Source organism: Streptomyces sp. NPDC000878 (assembly GCF_053599695.1).
Genome location: NZ_JBSFMT010000019.1, coordinates 39,577 through 63,752, shown reverse-complemented (window position 1 = coordinate 63,752; position 24,176 = coordinate 39,577). Strand labels below are relative to the sequence as shown.

Annotated in this window: 19 protein-coding genes; 15 read left to right on the top strand and 4 right to left on the bottom strand. The window is 69.8% G+C overall.

Annotation, left to right across the window (positions count from 1 at the left end; genetic code table 11):
* Positions 1-12 precede the first annotated feature (12 nt).
* From ACWDR4_RS19140 to ACWDR4_RS19115, 6 genes are all read left to right on the top strand, one after another.
* Positions 13-390: a hypothetical protein gene (locus ACWDR4_RS19140; protein ID WP_450409879.1), complete on the top strand. Its 378-nt coding sequence runs from the start codon at positions 13-15 to the stop codon at positions 388-390.
* Positions 387-1,286, top strand: coding sequence for a 16S rRNA (adenine(1518)-N(6)/adenine(1519)-N(6))-dimethyltransferase RsmA (rsmA, locus tag ACWDR4_RS19135; RefSeq protein ID WP_450409877.1), 900 nt, complete (start codon positions 387-389; stop codon positions 1,284-1,286). Before ACWDR4_RS19140 ends, rsmA begins: the two co-directional genes overlap by 4 nt.
* Positions 1,283-2,182 carry a 4-(cytidine 5'-diphospho)-2-C-methyl-D-erythritol kinase gene (locus ACWDR4_RS19130; protein ID WP_450409875.1) on the top strand — a complete coding sequence of 300 codons (900 nt, stop codon included), beginning with the start codon at positions 1,283-1,285 and terminating at the stop codon, positions 2,180-2,182. Before rsmA ends, ACWDR4_RS19130 begins: the two co-directional genes overlap by 4 nt.
* Positions 2,183-2,492: 310 nt before the next feature.
* On the top strand, positions 2,493-3,581 hold the full coding sequence (locus ACWDR4_RS19125; RefSeq protein ID WP_450409873.1) for a peptidoglycan recognition protein family protein: 1,089 nt from the start codon (positions 2,493-2,495) through the stop codon (positions 3,579-3,581).
* A gap of 293 nt (positions 3,582-3,874) precedes the next feature.
* Positions 3,875-4,654 carry an MHYT domain-containing protein gene (locus tag ACWDR4_RS19120; protein WP_450409872.1) on the top strand — a complete coding sequence of 260 codons (780 nt, stop codon included), beginning with the start codon at positions 3,875-3,877 and terminating at the stop codon, positions 4,652-4,654.
* Between the two features lie 155 nt (positions 4,655-4,809).
* The gene (locus ACWDR4_RS19115) at positions 4,810-6,792 is read left to right on the top strand and encodes a sensor histidine kinase (protein ID WP_450410015.1); all 1,983 of its coding nucleotides are present in this window, start codon (positions 4,810-4,812) and stop codon (positions 6,790-6,792) included.
* Between the two features lie 115 nt (positions 6,793-6,907).
* On the opposite strand, the gene ACWDR4_RS19110 is transcribed toward ACWDR4_RS19115, so the two are convergent.
* Positions 6,908-8,506, bottom strand: a complete 1,599-nt coding sequence (locus ACWDR4_RS19110; protein WP_450410014.1) for a S8 family peptidase — start codon at positions 8,504-8,506, stop codon at positions 6,908-6,910.
* A 328-nt stretch (positions 8,507-8,834) separates the two neighbouring features.
* On the opposite strand from ACWDR4_RS19110, the gene ACWDR4_RS19105 reads away from it, so the two are divergent.
* The 5 genes from ACWDR4_RS19105 (at position 8,835) to ACWDR4_RS19085 (ending at position 16,750) form a co-directional block, all read left to right on the top strand.
* Entirely contained in the window at positions 8,835-10,214 is a 1,380-nt protein-coding gene (locus tag ACWDR4_RS19105; protein WP_450409871.1) for a GNAT family N-acetyltransferase, read from the top strand.
* 114 nt (positions 10,215-10,328) lie between these two features.
* The gene (locus tag ACWDR4_RS19100) at positions 10,329-12,134 is read left to right on the top strand and encodes an ABC-F family ATP-binding cassette domain-containing protein (protein WP_450409870.1); all 1,806 of its coding nucleotides are present in this window, start codon (positions 10,329-10,331) and stop codon (positions 12,132-12,134) included.
* Positions 12,135-12,378: 244 nt separating this feature from the next.
* Positions 12,379-14,235 carry an outer membrane protein assembly factor BamB family protein gene (locus tag ACWDR4_RS19095; RefSeq protein WP_450409868.1) on the top strand — a complete coding sequence of 619 codons (1,857 nt, stop codon included), beginning with the start codon at positions 12,379-12,381 and terminating at the stop codon, positions 14,233-14,235.
* 64 nt (positions 14,236-14,299) lie between these two features.
* Positions 14,300-15,817 carry an outer membrane protein assembly factor BamB family protein gene (locus tag ACWDR4_RS19090; protein ID WP_450409867.1) on the top strand — a complete coding sequence of 506 codons (1,518 nt, stop codon included), beginning with the start codon at positions 14,300-14,302 and terminating at the stop codon, positions 15,815-15,817.
* Between the two features lie 222 nt (positions 15,818-16,039).
* Positions 16,040-16,750, top strand: coding sequence for a helix-turn-helix transcriptional regulator (locus ACWDR4_RS19085; protein WP_450409866.1), 711 nt, complete (start codon positions 16,040-16,042; stop codon positions 16,748-16,750).
* A gap of 84 nt (positions 16,751-16,834) precedes the next feature.
* Here ACWDR4_RS19085 and ACWDR4_RS19080 read toward each other — a convergent pair whose 3' ends face one another.
* On the bottom strand, positions 16,835-18,049 hold the full coding sequence (locus ACWDR4_RS19080) for an RNA-guided endonuclease InsQ/TnpB family protein (protein WP_450409865.1): 1,215 nt from the start codon (positions 18,047-18,049) through the stop codon (positions 16,835-16,837).
* A gap of 426 nt (positions 18,050-18,475) precedes the next feature.
* Between ACWDR4_RS19080 and galT the strand changes: the two genes are divergently transcribed.
* The 4 genes from galT to ACWDR4_RS19060 all read left to right on the top strand — a co-directional run bounded on the left by galT (position 18,476) and on the right by ACWDR4_RS19060 (position 23,430).
* Positions 18,476-19,543: a galactose-1-phosphate uridylyltransferase gene (gene galT, locus ACWDR4_RS19075; protein ID WP_450409863.1), complete on the top strand. Its 1,068-nt coding sequence runs from the start codon at positions 18,476-18,478 to the stop codon at positions 19,541-19,543.
* Positions 19,543-20,505 (top strand): UDP-glucose 4-epimerase GalE, encoded by a 963-nt coding sequence (gene galE / locus ACWDR4_RS19070; protein WP_450409862.1) that lies wholly within the window; start codon positions 19,543-19,545, stop codon positions 20,503-20,505. The genes galT and galE overlap by 1 nt, the downstream gene beginning before the upstream one ends.
* A 52-nt stretch (positions 20,506-20,557) precedes the next feature.
* The gene (gene galK, locus ACWDR4_RS19065; protein ID WP_450409860.1) at positions 20,558-21,730 is read left to right on the top strand and encodes a galactokinase; all 1,173 of its coding nucleotides are present in this window, start codon (positions 20,558-20,560) and stop codon (positions 21,728-21,730) included.
* A 95-nt stretch (positions 21,731-21,825) separates the two neighbouring features.
* Positions 21,826-23,430 (top strand): MFS transporter, encoded by a 1,605-nt coding sequence (locus ACWDR4_RS19060; protein WP_450409859.1) that lies wholly within the window; start codon positions 21,826-21,828, stop codon positions 23,428-23,430.
* On the opposite strand, the gene ACWDR4_RS19055 is transcribed toward ACWDR4_RS19060, so the two are convergent.
* Positions 23,427-23,861 (bottom strand): DUF7144 family membrane protein, encoded by a 435-nt coding sequence (locus ACWDR4_RS19055; protein ID WP_450409857.1) that lies wholly within the window; start codon positions 23,859-23,861, stop codon positions 23,427-23,429. The two genes, ACWDR4_RS19060 and ACWDR4_RS19055, sit on opposite strands and share 4 nt — an antisense overlap.
* Positions 23,862-23,888: 27 nt before the next feature.
* Positions 23,889-24,158 (bottom strand): hypothetical protein, encoded by a 270-nt coding sequence (locus ACWDR4_RS19050; RefSeq protein WP_450409856.1) that lies wholly within the window; start codon positions 24,156-24,158, stop codon positions 23,889-23,891.
* Between the last annotated feature and the right edge of the window lie 18 nt (positions 24,159-24,176).

The window sequence follows — 24,176 nt, the reverse complement described above, 5'->3', positions numbered from 1 at the left end:
CTCCACCTCGGCGTGGCCACCCACGAGTCGCATCAGGTACTGCGCACCGCCGACATCCTCGGCCCGCTCCACGAGGAGAAGCACCTCTACCTCCGTGACCCGGACGGGCACCGGGTCGAGATCTGCACCTCCGACTACTACGCCGGGGATCCGGACCACGAGACCTACCGCTGGAGCCTCCACGACGACCGCCGCCGCGACTTCCGGGGCAACGCCGTCATCGAGTCCTGGTACAAGGAACCCACCCCTGTCCTGGACCTGGACAGCAGACAGCAGCCGGCCGTCGAAGCCATCCCGGACGAGTCCGGGGTGCGGGTCGGGGCGGACGGCCTCGGCCCCCAGCCCGACTGCGCGAACCCACCCCCCACCCCCCGTACCCTGGACCCGTGAGTACCAGCCCCGCCCCCGACGCCCTCCTGGGCCCCGCCGACATCCGTGAGCTGGCCGAAGTCCTCGGCGTCCGGCCCACCAAGCAGCGCGGGCAGAACTTCGTCATCGACGCCAATACCGTCCGCCGTATCGTGCGCACCGCCGATGTGCGGCCCGACGATGTGGTCGTCGAGGTCGGGCCGGGGCTCGGGTCCCTCACCCTCGCGCTGCTGGAGGCCGCCGACCGGGTCGTCGCCGTCGAGATCGACGACGTGCTCGCCGGGGCGCTGCCCGCCACCGTCGCCGCCCGGATGCCGACCCGCGCCGACCGGTTCTCCCTCGTGCACTCCGACGCCATGCGCGTCACCGAACTGCCGGGTCCCCCGCCCACCGCACTCGTCGCGAATCTGCCGTACAACGTCGCCGTGCCCGTGCTGCTGCACATGCTGGAGACGTTCCCGAGCATTGAGCGGACGCTGGTGATGGTGCAGGCCGAAGTCGCCGACCGGCTTGCCGCGCCGCCCGGGTCCAAGGTGTACGGAGTGCCCTCCGTCAAAGCCAACTGGTACGCCGAGGTCAAGCGCGCTGGTTCCATCGGACGTAACGTCTTCTGGCCCGCGCCCAACGTCGACAGCGGGCTTGTCTCCCTCGTTCGGCGTGCCGAGCCGCTCAAGACCACCGTCTCGCGGCTCGAAGTGTTCGCCGTCGTCGACGCCGCCTTCGCCCAGCGGCGCAAGACCCTGCGTGCCGCGCTCGCCGGGTGGGCCGGGTCGGCCGCCGCCGCCGAGACCGCCCTCGTCGCCGCCGGTGTCTCCCCGCAGGCCCGCGGCGAGTCCATCGGCGTCGAGGACTTCGTCCGTATCGCGGAGAACAAGGTTCAGGAGCGGAAGAACGACGAGGAGTCCGGGCAGCTGTGAGCGTCACCGTACGGGTTCCCGCCAAGGTCAACGTCCAGCTCGCCGTCGGTGCCGCCCGCCCCGACGGCTTCCACGACCTCGCCAACGTCTTCCTCGCCGTCGGACTCTTCGACGAGGTCACCGTTACGCCGGCTGATGAGCTGCGGATCACCTGTGAAGGCCCGGACGCCGCCCAAGTGCCTCTCGACGGTACGAATCTCGCCGCCCGCGCCGCCGTCGCACTCGCCGAGCGGTACGGCCGTACGCCCGCCGTGCACATCCACATCGCCAAGGACATCCCCGTCGCCGGGGGGATGGCGGGCGGCAGTGCCGACGGCGCCGGTGCGCTGCTCGCCTGCGACGCGCTCTGGGGGACCGGCGCCTCTCGTGTCGAACTCCTCGACATCTGCGCCGAGTTGGGCAGCGATGTGCCCTTCAGTCTGGTGGGTGGTGCCGCGCTCGGGGTCGGGCGGGGGGAGAAGCTGACCGTTCTGGAGACCGGCGGTGACTTCCACTGGGTGTTCGCGATGGCGGAGCGCGGGCTGTCGACACCCGCCGTCTTCCGGGAGTTCGACCGGCTGGTCGCGGTTGCGGACAGTGAGGTTCCCGCGCCCGTCGCCTCGCCCGAGCTCCTCGACGCGCTAGCCAAGGGCGACCCGGACGCGCTCGCCGCGACCGTCTCCAACGACCTCCAGCCCGCCGCCCTCTCCCTCTTCCCGGCCCTCGCCGACACCCTCGCGGCGGGCCGCGCGGCCGGCGCCCTGACGGCGCTGGTCTCGGGCTCCGGTCCGACGACGGCGTTTCTCGCCCGGGACGCGGTGGCCGCACGGCAGGTCGCGGAGGCGCTGTCGGCGTCCGGCACGTGCCGGTCCGTACGGGTCGCGGCGGGGCCGGTACCGGGCGCCAGCGTGCTGTAACAGCGTGTACAGGGAGTTACTTTCAGGTAACCCGAATTGCCCGATCCGCACAGGGAATTCACCGTTCCTTGGCTTCTGGAGGTGCGGGTGGGGTGGGCGTGACGCGTAGGGTTTTTTCAACTTCAAGCACTCGCCGCCGCAGATCTCAACACGAGTCGCACGAGTCGTGTGAGTTGCATGGGTGCGCGCGCGGCGTGGGGTCCCCCTTGAGTTGCCACCTCCCCCAGCACTTCCGGAAGGCACCTCCGTGTCCGTACCTCCCCCCTCGTCACCCTCCCATCGCAGGAAAATCCCCCTCACCCGGCGCGGCATGATCGGCGCCGCGGGCGCGGTCGCCGTCGGCGGCGCGCTGACCCCGGTCGTCTTCGCGGCCGGCGGCGGCGAGGACTCCACGTCCGGCACTTCCGGTACGACGGACAGCGCGTCCGGCACCGCCGGAACCGAACCGCAGAAGTTCCCGGCCACCCGTACCGAGGCCGCCACCGGCACCGCCGAGGCGAGCGCCGCGTTCGCCATCTCGTACGTCGGCGTGCGCTGGAGCGGAGCGGCGGACGGCGCCGGGATCAGGTTCGCGGACGGCGCCTCCGCGCCCGGCAAGTGGCAGGAGCTGAGCGGTGGTTGCGCGACCGTCGAGGACGGCGGCACGGCGCTGGTGGCGGCGGGGGACGCCACCGCGTACGAGCTGAAGCTGCCCGACGGGGCGAGCGCGAGCGGGGCGCGGTCGCTGGCGATCGACACGACCGGCGGCGCCGCCAAGGCCTTCCGGGTGCCGACCGAGCCGACCCGGGTGCGCGGGGTGCAGTACCTGTCGCGGCCGGCGTGGGGCGCCGACGAGTCGAAGCGGTACAAGGACGGCAAGGTCAACTCGCCCGAGGTGTACTACCCGTTCCAGACGGTCACCGTCCACCACACGGACGGCGTGAACAACGACCCCGACCCGGCGGCGACCGTGCGCGCCATCTACGAGTACCACGCGGTCACCCTCGACTGGGGCGACATCGGCTACCACTTCCTCATCGACGAGGCGGGCGTCGTCTACGAGGGCCGCTACTCCGGCGACGACCTGATCCCGGCCTTCGACGCGGACGGCAAGCTCGTCACCGCCTTCCACACCGGCGGCTTCAACTCGGGCAACCTCGGCATCGCGCTGCTCGGCAACCTGGTCGCCCAGCCGCCGACCGACGCGGCCAAGGCGTCGCTGATCCGCCTGATCAAGGTGATCGCCCGCTTCAAGGGCCTGGACCCGCAGGCGAAGCTGACCTATGTGAACCCGGTCAACGGCGTGACGAAGGACGTCAACGCGATCAGCGGTCACCGCGACTGGCTGGCGACCGACTGCCCCGGCCAGACGATGTACGACCTGCTCGGCGAGGTCCGTACGGCCGTCGCCGGCAAGTAGTCCTCGTGAGCAGTTCTCGTGAGCAGTCCTCGTAATTACGTGATCATGGCTCATTAGCGTCGGTGTCCAACGGTACTGAAGAGCGCTGAGGGGTCGGCGGAAAGTCGGCCCCTCTGTCGTTGACCTGCATAAATATACGGGTCAACTGTTACCTACATCACCGCAATTGAATGTTCGTCAATCCACCTCAAGGTCCCTTTCGCGCCATCTGGCGCATGGGGAGGGGTGGCATGATCGGCCGATCCCGGTTCCCTGTTACCGGCGGTACTACCTGGGCGAGAGGAACTCCCCCCATGGGCCACATGGATCACTTCAGCGCCGGATGGGTCACTCCCGTTCTCTCCTATGCGATGGCCTGCCTGGGCTCCGCACTCGGACTGCGCTGCACCGTACGGGCGTTGGAATCGGACGGCGCCTCCAAGCGGAACTGGCTGACGCTGGCCTCCTTCGCGATCGGGTCCGGCATCTGGACCATGCACTTCGTCGCGATGATGGGCTTCAGCGTCGAGGGCACCCCCATCCGGTACGACGTCCCGCTGACCGTTCTCAGCCTCGTCATCGCGATCGCCGTCGTCGCCGCCGGTGTCTTCACCGCCGGGTACGGCCGCTCCCGCGTCAGGTCCGTGATCCTCGGCGGCCTCGGCACCGGGCTCGGTGTCGCCGCGATGCACTACGCCGGCATGTACGCGCTCAACCTGCACGGCGACATCTCGTACGACCCGATGCTCGTCATCGCCTCCGTCGCGATCGCCGTCGTCGCCGCCACCGCCGCGCTGACGCTGACGCTGATCGTGCGGGGGCCTGTGCTCGCCACGGTTGCCGCGCTGGTGATGGGGCTCGCGGTGAGCAGCATGCACTACACCGCGATGTTCGCGGTCGATGTGACGCTTGCGGCCAGCAGTGCGGAGTTGCCGGGGGCCACGTCCACGGAGTTCCTGTTCCCGTTGGCTGTGCTGCTCGGGTCGTTCCTGTTCCTGGCGTCGGCGTATGTCGCGTTGTCGCCCACGGGGAAGCGGGCGGAGGCGGCGTTCGCGGCGGAGTTGCTGCGTGAGGTCGAGTTGTCCACCGCCTGATTCCCGCGGCGGAGCCGCTGATGTATGCAGCGCCCCCGCCGCCCCTACCCGTTCCCATCCTCTGGGGGCTCTGCCCCCAGACCCCCGTATCGCGCTGAACGCGCTCGTCCTCAAACGCCGGACGGGCTGAAGAACACAACGAGGCCCCGATGAGTATGGCTCGCACCTCCGAACGACTGCGCCCCAGATCCGTCCGGGCGAAGATCGTCGCCCTGCTGATGCTGCCCGTCGTCTCGCTCATGGCTCTGTGGAGCTTTGCCGCGGTCACCACCGCGTCCACCATCGGTGACGCCGAGCGGGCCAAGGACGTCAACTCCGAACTGCTCGCCCCGGTCGCCGACTTCGTCACCGCGATACAGGCCGAGCGGACTGCTGCCGGCGGCGACGCGGACGTTCCGCAGCAGGTCCAGAAGGCCACCGACAAGGCCGCCGAGGCGCTGCTCGACGGCATCAACTCCTCCAGCTCCGACGCCGCGCTCCTCAACTCCGCGCTCCCCGAACGCCTCGACAAGCTCACCGACGACGCCAAGGGCCTCGCGGCGCTCCGCGCGGCGCAGCAGAGCGGTGCCAAGAACGCCACGCAGACCGCGTACACGGCGTACACCGGCATCGTCGAGGACGCCTTCGCCGTCACCGGCGGGCTCACCGGGGAGAAGGGCACGACCACCGCCTCCGAGGCCCGTGTCGTCCTCGAACTCTCCCGCGCCCGCGAGGCGTTGGCCCAGGAGCAGGCGCTCCTCGCGGCGGGCGCCGCCGCCGGAAAGCTCACCGGCGAGCAGTACGCGCTGTTCGTCGGGGCCGTCACCGTCCAGCGTGGTCTGCTCAAGCCGGCCGTCGCCGATCTGCGGCCCGAGCACCAGAAGGCGTACAACGCCCTTCTGGAGAGCGGGAGTTACGGGCAGGTGGCAGCGGTCGAGAACCGGGTACGCAGTGCCGGGCCCGGTGAATCGGCCGTGACCGACGGTCTGTTGAAGGGCTGGGACGACTCGGCGAGCAGTGTGCTGCGGGCGCTCGGCAAGGCCGAGACCGAGGCCGGTACGGCCGCCGCCGCCAAGGCCAACCCGTTCGGCTGGGACACCCTCGGCGCCTCCGGGATCGCCGTGGTGCTGGGCCTGGTGGGTGTGCTGCTGTCGCTGCTCGTCTCCGTGTCCGTCGGGCGCGGTCTGATCGTCGAGCTTCTCGACCTTCGTAACTCGGCCCTCGAAGTCGCCGGGCGGCGGCTGCCGCAGGCCATGCGGCGGCTGCACGCCGGGCAGGGCGTCGACATCGACGCCGAGGCCCCGATGCGCCGCCTCGCCGGTGACGAACTCGCCCAGGTGGGCACCGCGTTGACGGCCGTACAGCGCGCCGCGCTCAAGGCGGCCTCCGAGCGCGCCGAACTCCTCAGCGGCATCTCCGGCGTGTACGTCAGCCTCGCCCGCCGCAGCCAGGTGCTGCTCCACCGCCAGCTCGACATCCTCGACCAGTTGGAGCAACGCCCGCGCGAGGCCGCCGAGTTGCACGAGCTGTACCGCGTCGACTACCTCGCCACCCGGATGCGCCGCCACTCCGAGAGCCTCCTCATCCTGTCCGGCATCGCGCCCGGCCGTGGCTGGCGGGACCCGATCCCGCTGGCGGACACCCTGCGCGCCGCGGTCGCCGAGATCGAGGACGGCAGCCGCGTCCAGATCTGGGCGGTCCCGCGCGTGTCCCTGAACGGCGGCTCGGTGGCCGACGTCATCCATCTGCTCGCCGAACTCGTCGAGAACGCGGCGGCGTTCTCCCCGCCCAGCACCAAGGTCCAGCTGCGCGCGGCCCGGCTGCGCGACGGCGTTCTCATCGAGGTCGAGGACAGCGGCTTCGGTATGAACGAGGACGCGATGGCCGACGCCAACCGCAAGATCCAGTCGGAGAAGGTCGACCTCCTCGACGCCAAGCAGATCGGCCTGTTTGTGGTGAACCGCCTCGCGGAACGCCAGGGACTGCGCGTCGAACTCCGCGACTCCCCGAGCGGCGGCGTCACCGCGGCCGTCCTCATCCCCGAGAACCTGCTGCGCGACGACATGCCGGTGCACGAGCACGAGCTGCCGGCGGCGGGCGGCGGCGGCCGGGCGCTGGCACCGGCGTCGGCGCTGATTCCGCAGCAGCGGAGCCAGTAGCCCTCGTACCCCTCCTGCGGAGGGTCTCCATGAAACGGCCGTGCGCCTCGGGTGAATGGTGTCCCCGGGGCGCACGGCTTTGTTCTGGACCGGTGTGCCTACTTCTTCGGGCTGATCAGAAGGTCAGCTTCCAGCTGTTGATGTAGCCGGTGTCCGCGCTGTAGACGTCCTGGACCTTGAGCTGCCAGGTCCCGTTGACGGTGGTCTCGCTGGACGCGTCGACCGTGTAGGTGGCGTCGACGTTGTCGGTCGAGTCCGAGGAGCTGCTGCTCTTCAGGCGGTAGGTGGAGCCGTCCGGGGCGACCAGGTCGATGACGAGGTCACCGCGGTAGGTGTGCACGATGTTGACGTACACGGACAGGTCGCTGGGCGCGCTGCCGGTGATGCCGCTGACGGTGACGGGCGAGTAGACGGCCGACCCGGCGTCCGGGATGGAGACGTCGGTGGTCGACTCGAAGGCGGTGCCGGTGTCGCCGCCGTCGTCCCCACCGTCGTCGTCCCCGGCGGGGGTGACCTGGAGGAGCAGGTTGGGGCTGCCGGTGCCGACGCTGGTGAGGGTCGACGCGGAGGCCGCGGAGGTCAGCGCCGAGGTGACCGCCGCGGGTGTGGCGCTCGGGTTCTCGCCGAGGTAGACGGCGGCGGCGCCGGCGACGTGCGGGGACGCCATCGACGTACCGGAGAGGGAGGCGGTGGCGGTGTTCGACGTGTTGTACGTCGAGGTGATGCTCGACCCCGGCGCGAAGATGTCCAGCGTGGAGCCGTAGTTGGAGTACGAGGCCCGGGCGTCGGCGCTGGTGGAGGCGCCCACGGTGATCGCGGAGGCGACACGGGCGGGGGAGTAACTCGACGCGTTGGCGTTGTCGTTGCCGGCCGCGACGGCGTAAGTGACGCCCGCCGCGATGGAGTTGGCGACGGCGGTGTCGAGGGTGGAGTCCGCGCTGCCGCCGAGCGACATGTTGGCGACGGCCGGGAACTCGGCGTTCTCGGTCACCCAGTCGATGCCCGCGACCACACCGGCGGTCGTACCGGAGCCGTCGTCGTCGAGCACGCGCACGGCGACGATGTTCGCGGCCTTGGCGACACCGTAGGTGGTGCCCGCGACGGTGCCGGCGACGTGCGTGCCGTGCCCGTTCCCGTCGTCGGCGCTGGAGTCGTCGTCGACGGCGTCATAGCCGTACGAGGCCCGTCCACCGAAGTCGGTGTGCGTGATCCGTACGCCCGTGTCGATGATGTACGCGGTCACGCCGCTGCCCGCGCTGGACGGGTAGGTGTAGGCGGAGTCGAGCGGCAGATCGGCCTGGTCGATCCGGTCGAGGCCCCAAGTGGGCCCGGACTGGGTGTCGTTGATGTGGACGGTCTTGTTCTGCGCGACCGACGCGACGGCCGGGTCGGCGGCGAGTCGCTTGGCCTCGGCCTCGGTCATCTCGGTCGCGTACCCGTTGAGGGCGGCCGTGTAGGTCTGCTCGACCTCGGCGCCGTACTTGGTGGCGAGCGCCTTGCCCTTGCTGGACGCGGCACGGAAACCGGCGCTGTCCTTGAGCGTGACGATGTAGCTGTCCTTGATGGCGCCTTCGGCACCGGCGCCCTGGATCACACCGACGGCCGGGGTGGCGGCGGAGGCAGGGGTGATGGCGGCACCGCCGAGTGCGAGCACGGAGGCCGCGGCGGCGAGCGCGGCGAGGGCGCCACGTCTGCGGGACCCGGAGACGGACATGGCTGTGGGGGAGTGCGGTACGGACACGGGGTGGTTCCCCTCTTGTTCGAGGTGCACGAGTGGTACGGGGACGTGTGGGGGGTGAGGGGGGTGGCGTCTCCGTGCGCACACCGTGGCGGAATTGAAGAGATCACGTCAATTAGGGGAATCCCTACGTCCGGGTAACGGGCGGCGCGATGTGGGGGTGTGCCCCAGGAATTCCCCAACTAAGGCTGTTGGGGCGCCTGTTGAGGTGTTGGGGTGTCTTGGGTGGGGCATTGACGAGTTCTCGTTGTCCGGGGCCGATATCCGGTTGCCGATCAATCAGGCGGCGGATGCAATGTCCGGCATGGTGACCGAGATCCGCCCGCCGCGACCTGACGAGATGACCGCGTACTACCGGGCACTGCCGTACGCGAACGGGCTGCCGATGTGGGAGCCGGCAGATGCGGCGTGGCACGGCGGTCCTGAGCCATGGCCTCCGCAGCGCACCCCCGCGACCCCGGAGCAGCTCGCGCGGTGGGCGGAGGCCGACGTCAAGGACGAGTCCTTCCATCCGGTCGCGACATTCGTCGACGGCAAGTGCGTCGGCGCGTCGGCCACCCTCTCCTTCGAGGTGACGGTCCCCGGCGGAGGCACGGTCAGGATGGCCGGCGTCACCGCCACCGGCGTGATCGCGACCCACCGCCGGCGCGGCCACCTGCGGCAGATGATGCGGGCCATGTTCGAGGGGGCCCTGGACCGGGGCGAGCCCTTGGCGATGCTCAGCGCGAGCGAGGGGAGCATCTACGGGCGGTTCGGGTTCTCACCCGCGACCCGCCGCACCCGGTGGGAGCTGGCCCGTCACGAGGCCGCCCTCCTTCGGGCGGAGCCCGATCCGGGGTCGCTGGAGCTGGTCGGCGCCGCGCGGGCGAAGCAGGCCTGGCCCGTGGTGCACGCGGCCGTGCGCAGGAGCCGCGTCGGTGAGCTGAGCCCTCTCCCCGGGCGCTGGGACGGGCTCTCCGACGACGCCGACGGTACGAACGGACCGCTGCGGTATCTCGTCCACCGTGACCGGCACGGCGAGGTGGACGGCATCGCCAATTTCCGGCTGCCGTGGTCCGCGACAGCGGGCAACGCGGGGACGCTCGTCGTGGAGGCACTGGAGGCGTCGAACCCGGTGGCCTACCGCGCCCTGTGGAGCCTGCTGATCGACTTCGACCTCACGAGGACCGTCGTGGCGCCCGCCCGTCCGCGCGACGAACCCCTGCGCTGGATGCTCACGAACCCACGCGCGATGCGTGTGACCCGCCAGTCGGACAACCTGTGGGCCCGCCTTCTCGACGTGCCCCTCGCCCTGACCCGACGCGCGTACGACACGGCAGGCGAGCTGACGTTCACCGTCACCGGCGACCGGATGTGCCCGGCGAACAACGGGACCTGGTGCCTCCGGGCGGAAGACGGCGTCTCGGCGACGAGCGTTCCCACCAGTGTTCCGGCAACGCGCGTTCCCGCCGATGTCCCGGCGACGTGTGTCCCCACCGGTGCTCCGGCGACATGTGTTCCCACCGACCAGGCGGCGGACCTGACCATCACGCTTCCGGCGCTCAGCTCGCTCTACCTCGGGGGCATGTCCGCGCACGACCTGGCACACGCGGGCCACGTCACCCCGCACACCGACGGCGCGATCGGGCGGCTGGCCCGGATGTTCCGGACCGACCCCGAACCGCACAACTCCTTCGGCTTCTGACCCTGACGGCAGACGGGCCCACCCCAGCCGAGGCGGCCCCGGACTCCGCCCGCCATGTCCCCCACCCCCGCCCACTACTCTGGAAGGTCGATCCACCCCCGCGTCAGGAGAAAAATGGCCGTCAACCTCGTCAATGTCGAGAACGTCAGCAAGGTGTACGGGACCCGTGCCCTGCTCGACGGGATCTCGCTCGGGGTGTCCGAGGGGGACCGGATCGGGGTCGTGGGTCGTAACGGCGACGGTAAGACCACCCTCATCCGGATGCTCGCCAAGCTGGAGGAGGCCGACACCGGGCGCGTCACCCACTCCGGCGGACTGCGCCTCGGTGTTCTCACCCAGCACGACTCCCTCGACCCCACCGCCACCGTCCGCCACGAGGTCATCCGGGACATGGCGGACCATGAGTGGGCCGGAAACGCCAAGGTCAGGGACGTACTCACGGGACTCTTCGGCGGGCTCGACATGCCGGGGTTCCCACAGGGGCTCGACACCGTCATCGGGCCCCTCTCCGGTGGCGAACGGCGTCGGATCGCGCTCGCCAAGCTGCTCATCGACGAGCCCGACCTGATCGTTCTCGACGAGCCGACCAACCATCTCGACGTCGAGGGCATCTCCTGGCTCGCCCGGCATCTGCGCGAGCGCCGCTCCGCGCTCGTCTGCGTCACCCACGACCGCTGGTTCCTCGACCAGGTCTGCACCCGCATGTGGGACGTGCAGAAGGGGGACGTCTTCGAGTACGAGGGCGGGTACTCCGACTACGTCTTCGCCCGTGCCGAGCGTGAGCGCATCGCCGCCACCGAAGAGGTCAAGCGGCAGAACCTTGTTCGTAAGGAGCTGGCCTGGCTGCGGCGCGGGGCGCCCGCCCGTACGTCCAAGCCGCGCTTCCGCGTCGAGGCCGCCAACGAGCTGATCGCCGACGTACCGCCGCCCCGCGACAGCAGCGAGCTGATGAAGTTCGCCTCGTCCCGGCTCGGCAAGACCGTGTTCGATCTGAAAGACGTCACCGTTCAGGCCGGGCCCAAGGTGCTTCTCAAGCACCTCACCTGGCAGCTCGGGCCCGGTGACCGCATCGGCCTCGTCGGGGTCAACGGTGCCGGCAAGACCTCCCTTCTCCGTGCCATGGCCGACGCCGCCCGCAGTGACGGGGAGACGCAGCCCGCCGCCGGACGGGTCGCCGTCGGGAAGACCGTCAAGCTCGCCTATCTCTCCCAGGAGGTCGGCGAACTCAACCCGAATCTCCGGGTGTTGGAGGCCGTACAGCAGGTCCGCGACCGGGTCGACCTCGGCAAGGGGCGCGAGCTGACCGCCGGGCAGCTGTGCGAGACGTTCGGGTTCGGGAAGGAGAAGCAGTGGACCCCCGTGGGGGACCTGAGTGGTGGTGAGCGGCGTCGGCTGCAGATCCTGCGGCTTCTGATGGACGAGCCCAACGTCCTCTTCCTCGACGAGCCCACCAACGACCTCGACATCGAGACGCTGACGCAGCTCGAAGACCTGCTCGACGGGTGGCCCGGCTCCATGGTCGTCATCTCCCACGACCGGTTCTTCGTCGAGCGGACCACCGACCGCGTCTTCGCCCTCCTCGGCGACGCCAGCCTCCGGATGCTGCCGCGCGGCATCGACGAGTACCTGGAGCGGCGCCGGCGCATGGAGGAGGCCGCCGCAGCCGCCGTACCGGTGCCCGCCGCGAAGGCCGTCGCCGAGAAGAGCGCCGCCGACACCCGTGCCGCCAAGAAGGAACTCCAGAAGATCGAGCGGCAGTTGGACAAGCTCTCCGAGCGCGAGAGCAAGCTGCACACCCAAATCGCCGACAACGCCACCGACTTCGAGAAAGTGGCCAAACTCGACACCGAACTGCGCGAACTCTCCGGCGAACGCGACGAACTCGAACTGCGGTGGCTGGAACTCGCGGACGACGCATAACCCGGGCGCCGGCGACGGGTGGGGTTCGCAGACACGGCGTGAAGAGCACGTGAACGCGCATAACGGCGGCATCACGGGGCGGTTCGCCCTTGGGAACAGAGGTGGGAGGGGCGGACACAGTCCGGTGCGGGACGGCCACGGAGTGGTAGAAAGAGCCCCCTGAGAACTCCCTGAGCGACTGCGATTCCGTACCTTTTGGTACCTCAGGGCGTGGCTAAAAATCAGCTGAAGGGGGAACGCGCTGATGACCCAGCCGCCCAGCCAACCACCCCAGGGGCCGTACCCAGGCCCTCCCCAGGGCGGCTTCGGACCGCCACCGGAGCTGCCGCAGGCCGGTGGGCCGCCGCAGGCCGGCGCGCCGCAGGCAATGCCGTACGGGGCTCCACCGCCCCCGCAGTCCCCGCCGCCGCCCCTGCCGACCGTCCCGCCCCAGCCCGGTTACGGCCATCCGCCCCAGCCCGGCCCCTACGCCCAGCCGGGCCCGTACGGCAGCCAGCCAGGTCAGCCAGGTCAGCCAGGTCAGCTAGGTCAGCCAGGTCAACCAGGCCAACCCGGCCCCTACGGGTACGGTTCCGCGCCCGGATACGGCTACCCCGGCCAGCAGCAGCCGCCTCAGTTCCCCGGCGCCCCCGTACCGCCCCCGCCCGGCGGCGGTTCCCGCAACCCCTTCAAGGGGCGCCCCGCGCTGATGCTCGGGGCGGCCGTCGCCGCGCTGCTCGTCATCGGTGGCACGGTGTTCGCCGTGACCAGCAGTGGTGGCGACGACGACAAGAAGCCCGAGGCAGCCGGCCCCGACCTCTCCGCTCCCGCCTCCGGACCCGCCGGCTCCGGTGACGACAGCGGCGGCGACAACGGGGGCGGGGTCGCCGGTGCCGATCCCGGCGACCTCAACGAGGGGCGCCAGAGCGGCGAGTCGAAGGTGCTCTGGTCCAAGGACGCCCCGGACGCGCCCGCCTCCGGCGCCGACGCCAACGGCATGTGGATCACCGACAAGGTGGCCGTGAAGGCGGCGTACAAAGAGGTGTTCGCGTTCCGCGCCGCGGACGGGGAGACGGCCTGGGGGCCGATCACCTTCCCGCAGAAGATCTGTGCCGTCACTCCGCAGAAGTCGGCCGACGACAAGATCGTGGTCGCCTATATGAACGGCGACAGCCAGCGCGCCAAGTGCAACAAGCTCCAGCTGCTCGACCTGAACACGGGTGCGAAGGGCTGGAGCGGTGAGGTCGCCGACGGGGCGCTGTTCGACAGCTCGCTCAGCGTCGAGCTGACGATCACCAAGTCGACGCTGATGGTGGGGCGTTCACAGTCCGGCACGGCGTACGACCTCGCCACCGGCACCAAACTGTTCGACAAGGTGAAGTACGGGTCCGCCTGCTTCCCCGCCGCCTTCGCGGGCGGCGCCCGGCTGATCGTCGTGTCGTCCTGCGGGGCCTCCACCTCCACCGAGCACGACGAGGTGCAGGAGCTGGACCCGAGGACGGGTGCGGCCAGGTGGACCCGGGCGATCCCGAAGGGCTGGGCGGTCGGGCGTATGTACTCCGTCGATCCCGTCGTCCTCTACCTCACCAACGAGGACAAGAAGTCGTGGAACATCTCCACGCTCAAGGCCGACGGCAGCTTCCGCTCCGAGGTGACCGTCGACGAGTCCTTCGCACCCGTGTGCGGCTGGGCGATCCTCGAACGCGACCTCCAGGGCTGCCAGGGTGTCGCCTCCGACGCCCAGACCCTCTATCTCCCGACCGAGGCCACCACCGGCGCCAACGAGATCGTCGCGATCGACCTGGCCACCGGCAAGGAGAAGTGGCGCGCCAAGTCACCGGCCGACGAGTCCATGCTGCCGATCAGGACCGAGGGCGCGCAGCTCATCGCCTACGTCGAGCCGTCGTACGACACCGGCGGCCAGGTCGTGTCGATCCCCGTCACCGGCAGCGCCCACACCCCGGTGAAGCTGCTCCAGAACCCGGCGTCCGCCGCCGACGTCGAGAACGGCTTCTACTCCAAGGCGTACGACTGGGTCGACGGCCGCTTCTATCTCTCCTCCACCAGGCTGAGCGGCAAGGACGAGCTGAAGGAGAAGCTGATGCTCGCCTACGGCAAGTAACACGCCCTCTCCTTCCCTGAAACCCTCGCCTCCCCTTTCTCTCCGCTCCCGAGGTACGCCCGCCATGACCCAGCCGCCGCCCCCGCCTCCGCCCAACCATCCCCCGTACGCCCAGCAGCCCCCGTACGGATACGGCTATCCGCCTCAACCACCCACCCCCAAAAGGAAGTTGAACGCACAGGCGGCCATCATCGTCTCGGCCGTCGCCGCGATCGCCCTGATCATCGGCAGCGGGGTCTGGTACTCCTCCACCAAGAACAGCCAGAGCGACGACAAGAACAACGCCACCGGCACAGGAGCGACCAGCGGCGGCACCGCAGACGCGAAGGCCCCCGCCAACACCGCCTCCAAGGTCCTCTTCCAGGTCCCCGAGCCCGCCATCGGCGCCGACCAGAACAGTGCCACCGTCGTCGGGTCCTGGCTGACCGACTCGGTGTACGCCAAGAGCGGCTACGCCGAGATCGTCGGGTACGACCCCGAGAAGGGCACCAAACTCTGGACGGTCCCGCTGCCAGGACCGGTCTGCGCGGCCAGCCGTCACACCACCGACAGCGACCGGACAGCGATCGTGTACGAACCCGCCATGCCGACCAAGGACAAGCCCTCCCACGGCTGCAGCCAGGTCGCGGCGATCGACCTCGCCGCGGGCGAGCAGCTCTGGACCCGGACGGTCAGGTCCGGCGACCAGGTGATCAGCCTCAACAACGTGACGATCAGCGCGAGCACGGTCGCCGTCGGCAGCACCAGCGGCGGCGCCGCCTTCGACATCACCGGGAAGGCTCTCTGGGCCCCCAAGCCCACCGACACCTGCTACGACGCGGGCTACGGCGGTGGCGAGAAGCTGGTCGCGGTGCGCAAGTGCGGGACGTACGGCGCCCGCCAGCTGGACATCCAGACCATCGACCCGGCCTCCGGCAAGGTCCTCTCCGAGTACGCCATGGCCAAGGGCATCGAGGACGCGAGCGTCGTGTCCACGAATCCGCTGGTCGTCGCCGCCGACGTCAACCGCTCCGCCGGCGACGGCAGCGGCATCTCGGACTTCTTCTCCATCGACAACAAGACGGGACAGCTGCGTACGAAGATCTCGGCGCCCGGCGACAAGTACGCCGCCAGGTGCGAGGGCATCACCAGGATCGAGTACTGCACCAAGCTCGCCGTCGGCAACGACAGGCTGTACCTCCCCACCGAGTACCACGACGGCACCGGCGAGTACACGAAAACCAACGAGATCGTCGCCTTCGACCTCGCCACCGGCAAGCAGGACGGTCAGCGGGCGGACGCGGGCGACGGCTACACGATCTCCCCGCTGCGCATGGACGGCGGCAACGTGATCGCGTACAAGAGCCCGCCCTACGACAAGGGCGGCCAGGTCGTCAGTATCGACGCCGGTACCTTCGCGCAGACGAAGCTGATGGAGAACCCGGCGACGAAGGCGGTGCGCGAGGTCGAGTTCGGCATGCAGCCCGAGTCCGCCGAGATCGTCTACGCCGACGGCCGCCTCTACATGTCCCAGGTCTTCGCCCAAAAGCCCTCCAGTACGGGCGGGACGCGGTACCTGGCCATCGCGTACGGCACCGGATGAACCCCTGCTCAGGGGCGGGATGGTGCGCGTACTACATCATCACCCTCGAATGAGAGGATTTTCGACGATCCGGGGCACTTCTCTCCAGTAGGGGAAGCGCAACGTCGAACAAGCGTGTAGCTTCCGGGGGCATGGGAAGCGGGGGAGCCGGGGGGCTCCTGTCCGTGGGGACCAATGGGCATCCAGAAGGGACAACCATTGGGGGGACTGGGGGGTGGCTCGATGGGAGTGCGGCTGATGGTGGTCGACGACCACCGACTGCTCGCCGAGGCGCTTGCCTCGGCGTTGAAGCTGCGCGGGCACCGGGTGCTCGCCGCGGCGGCGCCCGCCGCGGGCGCGGCGGATCTGGTGATCACGCGTGCGCCGGAGGTGTGCCTGCTGGGCACGGCCACACCGGCCGAGCCGGGCATGTTCGACCCGGTGGTGCGGATCAAGCGCGAGCGTCCGCAGGTGGCGGTCCTGGTGCTGGGCCCGGTGCCCAGCCCGCGCGGTATCGCCGCCGCCTTCGCCGCGGGCGCCTCCGGGTACGTACGTCACGACGAGCGCATAGAAGGCGTCGAGCGCGCCATCATGAAGGCCAGGGCGGGCGAGGCGGCGGTCGCTCCCGCTCTGCTCCAGGGCGCGTTCAGCGAACTCCTCAACCCCGCCGCCCAGCCCGACGACGAGGGCCAGCGTCTCCTCCAGATGCTCACGCCGAGGGAGGTCGAGGTCCTGGTCCGGGTCGCCGACGGCGAGGACACCCGGCTGATCGCGGCCGGCATGGGGATCGCGCCCAGCACGGCCCGTACGCATGTACAGCGGGTGCTGATGAAGCTGGGCGTGGGGTCGAGGCTGGAGGCGGCGGCCCTGGCGGCCCGTACGGGCCTGCTGGACCGGGCGGGTCCGGTGCAGCAGCACTCGCTTCAGCACTTGCCTCCGGAGCCGGAGTTCTGACCCGGTCTCCGACCGTTCCTTCCCCTGACTGCGGAGCCGGAGTTCCTTTGAGTCCTCCCCTCCCTTCTGGAGGGGATTCCTGGCTCAGGCTGCCAGCCGGGGCGGCGCCCCGGCTGGTCTTGTGCCCTCGACACCAGCCGGGTTGAGACCAGCCCGGATGAGCATCACGTTTGCGGAGTTCTTGTCCCGGGGGGATCCAACTCCGCACGCGGTGCAGGTATAGGTGCGCTCTCCCAGCGGCAGTGCGTGCTTGGCTCTCGCTCCGCAGTGCGCGCAGTCCATCGTGGTGTGCGCGGGGTGGACCAGGTGCACGCGGCGTGCGTGCTTGCGGCCCATCTCGATCAGGGCCTGTTTGGTGGCGCCGATGGCGGCGTCGGCGGCTTTCCTGGCCATGGTGGTCCTGGCGAGGAACTTCGGTTTGAAGTCCTCGACAGCGATCGCGTCGTGGTCGGTCACGACTTTCTTCGCCCACTTGCGGCCGGTGTCCTGCCGCTGGCGGGCGTTTTTTTGGTACGTCTTCGCCCGCCACTTCTTGGCCTCGCGGTACCCCTTGGAGGCTGCTTGCCCCTTGGCGGGCTTCCGGCGGGCCATCATCCGGTCGTACCGGGACAGCTTCTCCTTGGCCTTCCGCCCGTGCTGAGCGTGCGGGAGGTCATGGGCGTCGCTGGTGGTGGTCGCGGTCTCCCTCACACCCCAGTCGATACCGATCACGCGGCCGGCCCCGGGCAGCGGCAGCACCTCGGCGAGGACGACGAAGCTGGCGTACCAGTGCCCGAAGCCGTCCTGATACACGCGCACCGATGACGGGTCGGCAGGAAGGGGCCGCGACCACACCACCGACAAGGCGATGCCGCCCGCCAGATGCAGCCTGCCGTCTTTGAGACGGAAGCCGCGCCGGGTGTAGTTCAGCGTTGGCAGCGCCTCGTGCTTCTTCTTCCACTTCGGCATCCCCGCCCGGCGGTGCTGCGGAACCCGTTCGCGGATGTCCTTCTGAGCCTTGGCCTTGGACCTGCCGAAATCCCGGATGAACTGCTGCTGCGGAACGCTGGAGCCCTCACGCAGCCACGGCGTGCCCGCCCGGGCGCCGGTCAGCATCCTGTCGAGCTGCGCCGGGCCGCAGGTCCGCTTGTCGGTGCCCTCGGGACGGTTCTTGTTCCAGGCGTGGGTCTGCTTCGACTTTGCCACACACTCGTTCCACACCCACCGGCACCGGTCCCACTCCGCCATCAGCAGCGTGTGGGCAGTGGACGACACACGAAGCCGGAACGTGTACCGGGCATGCCCTGCCCCGTCTGCCACTGCCGCTTCCGACACACCCTCACCCCGCCCAAGTTCCGGCTACCCTCCCCTGCCGGACGACCATACGTACGAGACCCACACACGCGCTCCCCTCTTCCGCCGCGATCACCCCTATCAGTGAACATGGGTGCATGTGTTCGCCACGCTCGACTCCGTCGAGCAAGTCGCAGGGCGCTCTGTGCCAGGAAGTGGGACGTGGCGACGCTCCGCGTTGCTGTCATGGGAGGCGATTCCTCCCTGGTGTAAACGCCCCGGGGCCTCCTCGCGAACGACCAGGTGAACTCCGGCTCCGCTGGCGTCTTGCCGGTGGGTGCAGGGGTACCCGTGGATGTGGATTTATGATTTGATGTGTTCGGTTCTGTTTGAAGCTTGTCTTGGCTCGTAATGGCTTGTACTGGCTGGTTTGGTACGGATGGAGAATCCGGCGTGAAGAAGACCTCGACGAGGCTCGCCGACGGTCGTGAGCTGATCTACTACGACCTCCGCGACGACACAGTGCGTGACGCGGTGGACCGGCGCCCCCTGGAGCGCACGGTGACCACGTCGCAGGTACGCCGGGACCCGCTGCTCGGCGACTCGGTGGCCATCGCCTCGCACCGCCAGGGCCGCACCTACCACCCCCCGGCCGACGAGTGCCCCCTGTGCCCCTCCGAGGGTGACCGGCTGAGCGAGATCCCGGACTCCTCGTACGACGTGGCCGTGTTCGAGAACCGTTTCCCCTCTCTGGCCGGTGACTCCGGGCGCTGCGAGGTGGTCTGCTTCACCTCCGACCACAACTCGTCCTTCGCCGACCTCACCGAGGAGCAGACGCGGCTCGTCCTGGAGGCGTGGACCGACCGGACGTCGGAGCTGTCCCATCTCCCCTCCGTCGAGCAGGTGTTCTGCTTCGAGAACCGCGGCGCCGAGATCGGCGTCACCCTCGGCCATCCGCACGGCCAGATCTACGCGTACCCCTTCACCACCCCGCGCACGGCCCTGATGCTCCGCTCGGTGGCCGCGCACAAGGAGGCGACGGGCGGCGAGAACCTCTTCGACGACATCCTGGAGAAGGAACTGGCCGGTGAGCGGCTGGTCCTCGCCACCGACCACTGGGTCGCCTTCGTGCCGTACGCCGCCCACTGGCCGTACGAGGTGCACCTGTACCCGCGTCGCCGCGTGCCGGACCTGCTGGGGCTCGACGAGGAGGCCCGCACAGAGTTCCCCAAGGTCTACCTGGAACTCTTGAGGCGCTTCGACCGGATCTTCGGCGAGGGTGAGCCTCCGACGCCGTACATCGCGGCCTGGCACCAGGCGCCGTTCGGCACGCTGGAGGAGTTCGATGGAGCCGCAGCCGTCAACCGCGACGACTTCGCGCTCCACCTCGAGCTTTTCACCATTCGCCGTACTTCCGGCAAGCTGAAGTTCCTCGCGGGCTCCGAGTCGGGGATGAGCGTGTTCATCAACGACATCCAGCCGGAGTCCGCGGCCCAGCGACTGCGAGAGGTAGCGAGTTGATGAGCGGTAAGTACCTGGTCACCGGCGGTGCGGGTTATGTCGGCGGGGTGGTCGCCCAGCATCTGCTGGAGGCCGGCCACGAGGTCGTCGTCCTCGACAACCTCTCGACGGGCTTCCGGGAGGGCGTCCCGGCAGGTGCCACGTTCGTGGAGGGCGACATCAAGGACGCGGCCAAGTGGCTCGACTCCTCGTTCGACGGCGTCCTGCACTTCGCGGCCTCCTCCCAGGTCGGCGAGTCGGTCGTCAAGCCCGAGAAGTACTGGGACAACAACGTCGGCGGCTCCATGGCGCTGCTCACGGCGATGCGCGAGGCGGGCGTCCGCAAGCTGGTCTTCTCCTCCACGGCGGCGACGTACGGCGAGCCGGAGACGACCCCGATCGTCGAGACGGCCCGCACCTCCCCGACGAACCCCTACGGCGCCTCGAAGCTGGCCGTCGACCACATGATCACCAGCGAGGCGACGGCCCACGGCCTGGCGGCGGTCTCGCTGCGCTACTTCAACGTGGCGGGCGCGTACGCCACCCAGGGCGAGCGCCACGACCCCGAGTCCCACCTGATCCCCCTCGTCCTCCAGGTCGCCCAGGGCAAGCGGGACGCGATCTCGGTCTACGGCGAGGACTACCCGACCCCGGACGGCACCTGCGTACGGGACTACATCCACGTCGCGGACCTGGCGGACGCCCACCTCCTCGCCCTCACGGCCGCGACGGCGGGCGAACACCTGATCTGCAACCTCGGCAACGGCGAGGGCTTCTCGGTCCGCGAGGTCGTCGAGACGGTGCGCCGGGTCACCGGCCACCCGATCCCGGAGGTCGTGGCCCCGCGCAGGGGCGGCGACCCGGCGGTCCTGGTGGCCTCGGCCGACCGGGCCCGGACCCGCCTCGGCTGGAACCCGACCCGGTCCGACCTCGCGGGAATCGTCGCGGACGCCTGGGAATTCGCGCAGCGCAACGCCAAGTAGCAAGCAACAAGCAGCACTCAGCACGTACGAAGAAGGGCCAGAGGTAGCGGGCATGACGACTGTGGATGTCGCCGAGGCGTTCGAGGGGCTGTACGGGTCTGCGCCGGAGGGAGTGTGGGCGGCGCCGGGCCGGGTCAACCTGATCGGCGAGCACACCGACTACAACGACGGCTTCGTCATGCCCTTCGCCCTCCCGCACACGGCGGTGGCAGCGGTCTCCCGCCGCACGGACGGCGTCCTGCGCCTGCACTCGTCGGACGTGGAGGGCGGGATCGTCGAGCTGCGGGTCGGGGACCTGACGCCGGAGTCGGACCGGAACTGGACGGCGTACCCGTCGGGCGTGGTGTGGGCACTGCAGGACGCGGGCCACACGTCGGTCTCGTCCGGCGCGGACATCCACCTCACCTCGACGGTACCGACGGGCGCGGGCCTGTCGTCGTCGGCGGCGCTGGAGGTCGTGGTCGCCCTGGCCCTGAACGACCTGTACGAACTGGGCCTGCAGCGCTGGCAGTTGGCCCGCCTGTGCCAGCGCGCGGAGAACGTGTACGTGGGTGCTCCGACCGGCATCATGGACCAGACGGCGTCGGCGTGCTGCACCGCGGGCCACGCCCTGTTCCTCGACACCCGGGACCTCTCCCAGGACCAGATCCCCTTCGACCTCGCGGCCGAGGGCATGACCCTGCTCGTGGTGGACACCCAGGTCAAGCACTCCCACAGCGAGGGCGAGTACGGCAAGCGCCGCGCGGGCTGCGAACGGGGCGCGGCCCTGCTGGGCGTGGAGGCGCTGCGGGACGTGGCGTACGAGGACCTGGCGGCGGCGCTGGAGCGGCTGACCGACTCGGGCGCGGACGAAGAGGTACGGCGCCTGGTGCGCCACGTGGTGACGGAGGACCACCGGGTCGAGCGGGTGGTCGAGCTGCTGAAGTCGGGCGGCGACACCCGCGCCATCGGCCCGATCCTCACCGAGGGCCACGCCTCCCTCCGCGACGACTTCCAGGTCTCCTGCCCGGAACTGGACCTGGTGGTCGAGTCCGCGGTCGAGGCCGGCGCCCTGGGCGCCCGGATGACGGGCGGCGGCTTCGGCGGCTCGGCCATCGTCCTGGTGGAGGCGGAGGACGCGGAACGTGTCGGCAAGGCGGTCGAGGAGGCGTTCGGCGCGGCCGGGTACACGGCGCCCCGGGTGTTCGCGGCGGTGCCTTCGGCGGGGGCCCGGCGGGTCGAGTGACGCCGTAGCCGCCCTCCGAGAAGTCGGTCCGCCAACCGGTTGACCTCGGTGGCGGGTCACGGATCGCGCTCCGGGCCGGCTGGGACGATGCGCCCATGGCATCCGGAACAGACACAGCCGCGAGTGCGGCGACAGCGCGACTCGTCCTGCTGACACTCGCCGCCGGGCAGTTCCTGATGGCGCTCGACAGCTCCGTCATGAACGTCTCGATCGCGACGGTGGCCGAGGACGTGGGCACGACGGTGACGGGTGTCCAGGGCGCCATCACGGCCTACACCCTCGTGATGGCGATGTTCATGATCCCCGGCGGCAAGGTGGGGGCGCTGATCGGACGCAAACGCGCGTTCCTGATCGGCTGCGTCATCTACGGCTGCGGCTCCCTCACCACGGCCCTCGCACCGAACCTGCCCGTGCTGCTGGTTGGCTGGTCGTTCCTGGAGGGGATCGGGGCGGCACTCATCATGCCCGCGATCGTGGCGCTCGTGGCAAGCAACTTCGTGGCGGAACGCCGTCCCGCCGCCTACGGACTCGTCGCGGCGGCGGGGGCCGTGGCGATCGCGGTCGGGCCGCTCATCGGGGGTGTCGCGACGACGTACTTCTCCTGGCGGTGGGTCTTCGCCGGCGAGGTCGTGGTGGTGCTCGGCATCCTGGTGCTGGGCCGCCGCATCGCGGACGCGCCGGTCGGTGAACGTCCGCGCATCGATCTCGTCGGCGCGCTGCTGTCCGCTCTGGGGCTGGGGGTCTTCGTCTACGGCGTACTCCGCTCCAGCGAATGGGGCTGGTTCCGGCCGAAGCCCGACGCACCTTCGTGGCTCGGGGTCTCGCTGACCGTGTGGCTGATGTTCGCCGGCCTGCTGCTGATCTGGCTCTTCCTCCGCTGGGAGGCACGCGTTGTGGAACGGCGCGGGGAGCCGCTCGTCGACCCGGCCATGCTGCACAACAAGCAGCTCACCGGCGGGCTGACGATGTTCTTCTTCCAGTACCTCGTGCAGATGGGCGTGTTCTTCGTCGTACCGCTCTATCTGTCGGTCGCCCTGGGCCTGTCCGCGCTCTCGACCGGTGCCCGCATCCTGCCGCTCTCGCTGACGCTGCTGGCGGCGGCGATCCTGATCCCGCGGTTCCTCCCGGACGTCTCGCCGCGGCGGGTGGTGCGGCTCGGGGTCCTCGCCCTGCTGGCGGGCGCGGTGGTCCTGATGGCCGCGCTCGACGTGGACGCCGACGCGTCGGTCGTCACCGTCCCTCTCCTGCTGATCGGGCTCGGTATGGGAGCGCTGGCGTCCCAGCTCGGTTCTGTCACCGTGTCCGCGGTGCCGAAGGCACAGACCGCGGAAGTCGGCGGTGTGCAGAACGCCGTGACCAACCTCGGCGCGTCGATGGGTACGGCACTCGCCGGGTCGATCCTGATCGCCACGCTCACGTCCTCGTTCCTGACGAACGTGGACCAGAATCCGGATGTCCCGGCCGACGTCAAGAGCCAGGCCGCCGTAGAACTCCAGAGTGGCGCGCCCTTCCTGTCGGACGCCCAGCTCAAGACCGCCCTCGCCGAAGCGGGCGCGAGCAGCGAGGTGACCCAGGCGGCACTCGACGCGAACGCCGACGCCAGGATCGAGGGTCTGCGCGCCGCACTGGCCATCCTCGCCCTCGCCGCCCTCCTCGCTATGTTCTTCACCCACAGGATTCCGAAGACACAACCCCGCTAGCGTTCCGACGGGCTGGGTGCGGTGCACAGGGCCCAGATCACCAGGGCGTTGATCGCGATGAGGACGATGGCCCAGAACGGTGCGTAGGGGATCCAGAGGAAGTTCGCGAGCATGGCCAGGCCGGCCAGTCCCACGCCGACGACCCTGGCCCAGGTGGCGCCCTGGAAGAGGGCGGCACCGGCGAGAGTGATGACGACACCGAGGATCAGATGGATCCAGCCCCATGAGGTGAGGTCGAACTCGAACACGTAGTTGCGGGTGGTGACGAACACGTCGTCCTCGGCGATGGCGGCGATGCCCGCGAAGAGCGTCATCAGCCCGCCGAAGATCATCAGGACGCCGGCGAACACCAACCAGCCGCTCCCCATCCCTGTGTGCGCGGAACTCCGCGCCGCCGCACCCGAGTGGGTTCCGGTCACATGACTGGCCATGGCTGGTTCCTTTCCTGAAGACGGCGGTCACGCCCTGTGTTGTCGTGTACGCCGGTCCCGGCGTCGGCGCCTGACGAAGGCGCAGGCGATCATGCCGAGGGCCCAGGCGATCAGAAGTGCACCCCACAGCGGCATGGTCACCTCTGGGACGAGAAGGCGGATCTTGGTGTCCGTGCGGTTCTGGAAGATGAAGACCAGAGCGATCGCGGTGATCACGACGAACGGTGTGAAGCGGCGGACACCAGGGCGGGAAAGGAACGGTGTGCGCGGCTGCTGGTCTGTGCTGGTTCCGGCCATGGGACGTCCCTCGGTCAC

What these genes read in the sequence shown, in the direction of transcription:
- ACWDR4_RS19125 (WP_450409873.1), top strand. Translation starts at nt 2,493, where the DNA reads ATGATCGGCGCCGCGGGCGCGGTCGCCGTCGGCGGCGCGCTGACCCCG.
- ACWDR4_RS19120 (WP_450409872.1), top strand. Translation starts at nt 3,875, where the DNA reads ATGGGCCACATGGATCACTTCAGCGCCGGATGGGTCACTCCCGTTCTC.
- ACWDR4_RS19115 (WP_450410015.1), top strand. Translation starts at nt 4,810, where the DNA reads ATGGCTCGCACCTCCGAACGACTGCGCCCCAGATCCGTCCGGGCGAAG.
- ACWDR4_RS19110 (WP_450410014.1), bottom strand. Translation starts at nt 8,506, where the DNA reads ATGTCCGTCTCCGGGTCCCGCAGACGTGGCGCCCTCGCCGCGCTCGCC.
- ACWDR4_RS19105 (WP_450409871.1), top strand. Translation starts at nt 8,835, where the DNA reads ATGGTGACCGAGATCCGCCCGCCGCGACCTGACGAGATGACCGCGTAC.
- ACWDR4_RS19100 (WP_450409870.1), top strand. Translation starts at nt 10,329, where the DNA reads ATGGCCGTCAACCTCGTCAATGTCGAGAACGTCAGCAAGGTGTACGGG.
- ACWDR4_RS19095 (WP_450409868.1), top strand. Translation starts at nt 12,379, where the DNA reads ATGACCCAGCCGCCCAGCCAACCACCCCAGGGGCCGTACCCAGGCCCT.
- ACWDR4_RS19090 (WP_450409867.1), top strand. Translation starts at nt 14,300, where the DNA reads ATGACCCAGCCGCCGCCCCCGCCTCCGCCCAACCATCCCCCGTACGCC.
- ACWDR4_RS19085 (WP_450409866.1), top strand. Translation starts at nt 16,040, where the DNA reads ATGGGAGTGCGGCTGATGGTGGTCGACGACCACCGACTGCTCGCCGAG.
- galE (WP_450409862.1), top strand. Translation starts at nt 19,543, where the DNA reads ATGAGCGGTAAGTACCTGGTCACCGGCGGTGCGGGTTATGTCGGCGGG.
- galK (WP_450409860.1), top strand. Translation starts at nt 20,558, where the DNA reads ATGACGACTGTGGATGTCGCCGAGGCGTTCGAGGGGCTGTACGGGTCT.
- ACWDR4_RS19060 (WP_450409859.1), top strand. Translation starts at nt 21,826, where the DNA reads ATGGCATCCGGAACAGACACAGCCGCGAGTGCGGCGACAGCGCGACTC.
- ACWDR4_RS19055 (WP_450409857.1), bottom strand. Translation starts at nt 23,861, where the DNA reads ATGGCCAGTCATGTGACCGGAACCCACTCGGGTGCGGCGGCGCGGAGT.
- ACWDR4_RS19050 (WP_450409856.1), bottom strand. Translation starts at nt 24,158, where the DNA reads ATGGCCGGAACCAGCACAGACCAGCAGCCGCGCACACCGTTCCTTTCC.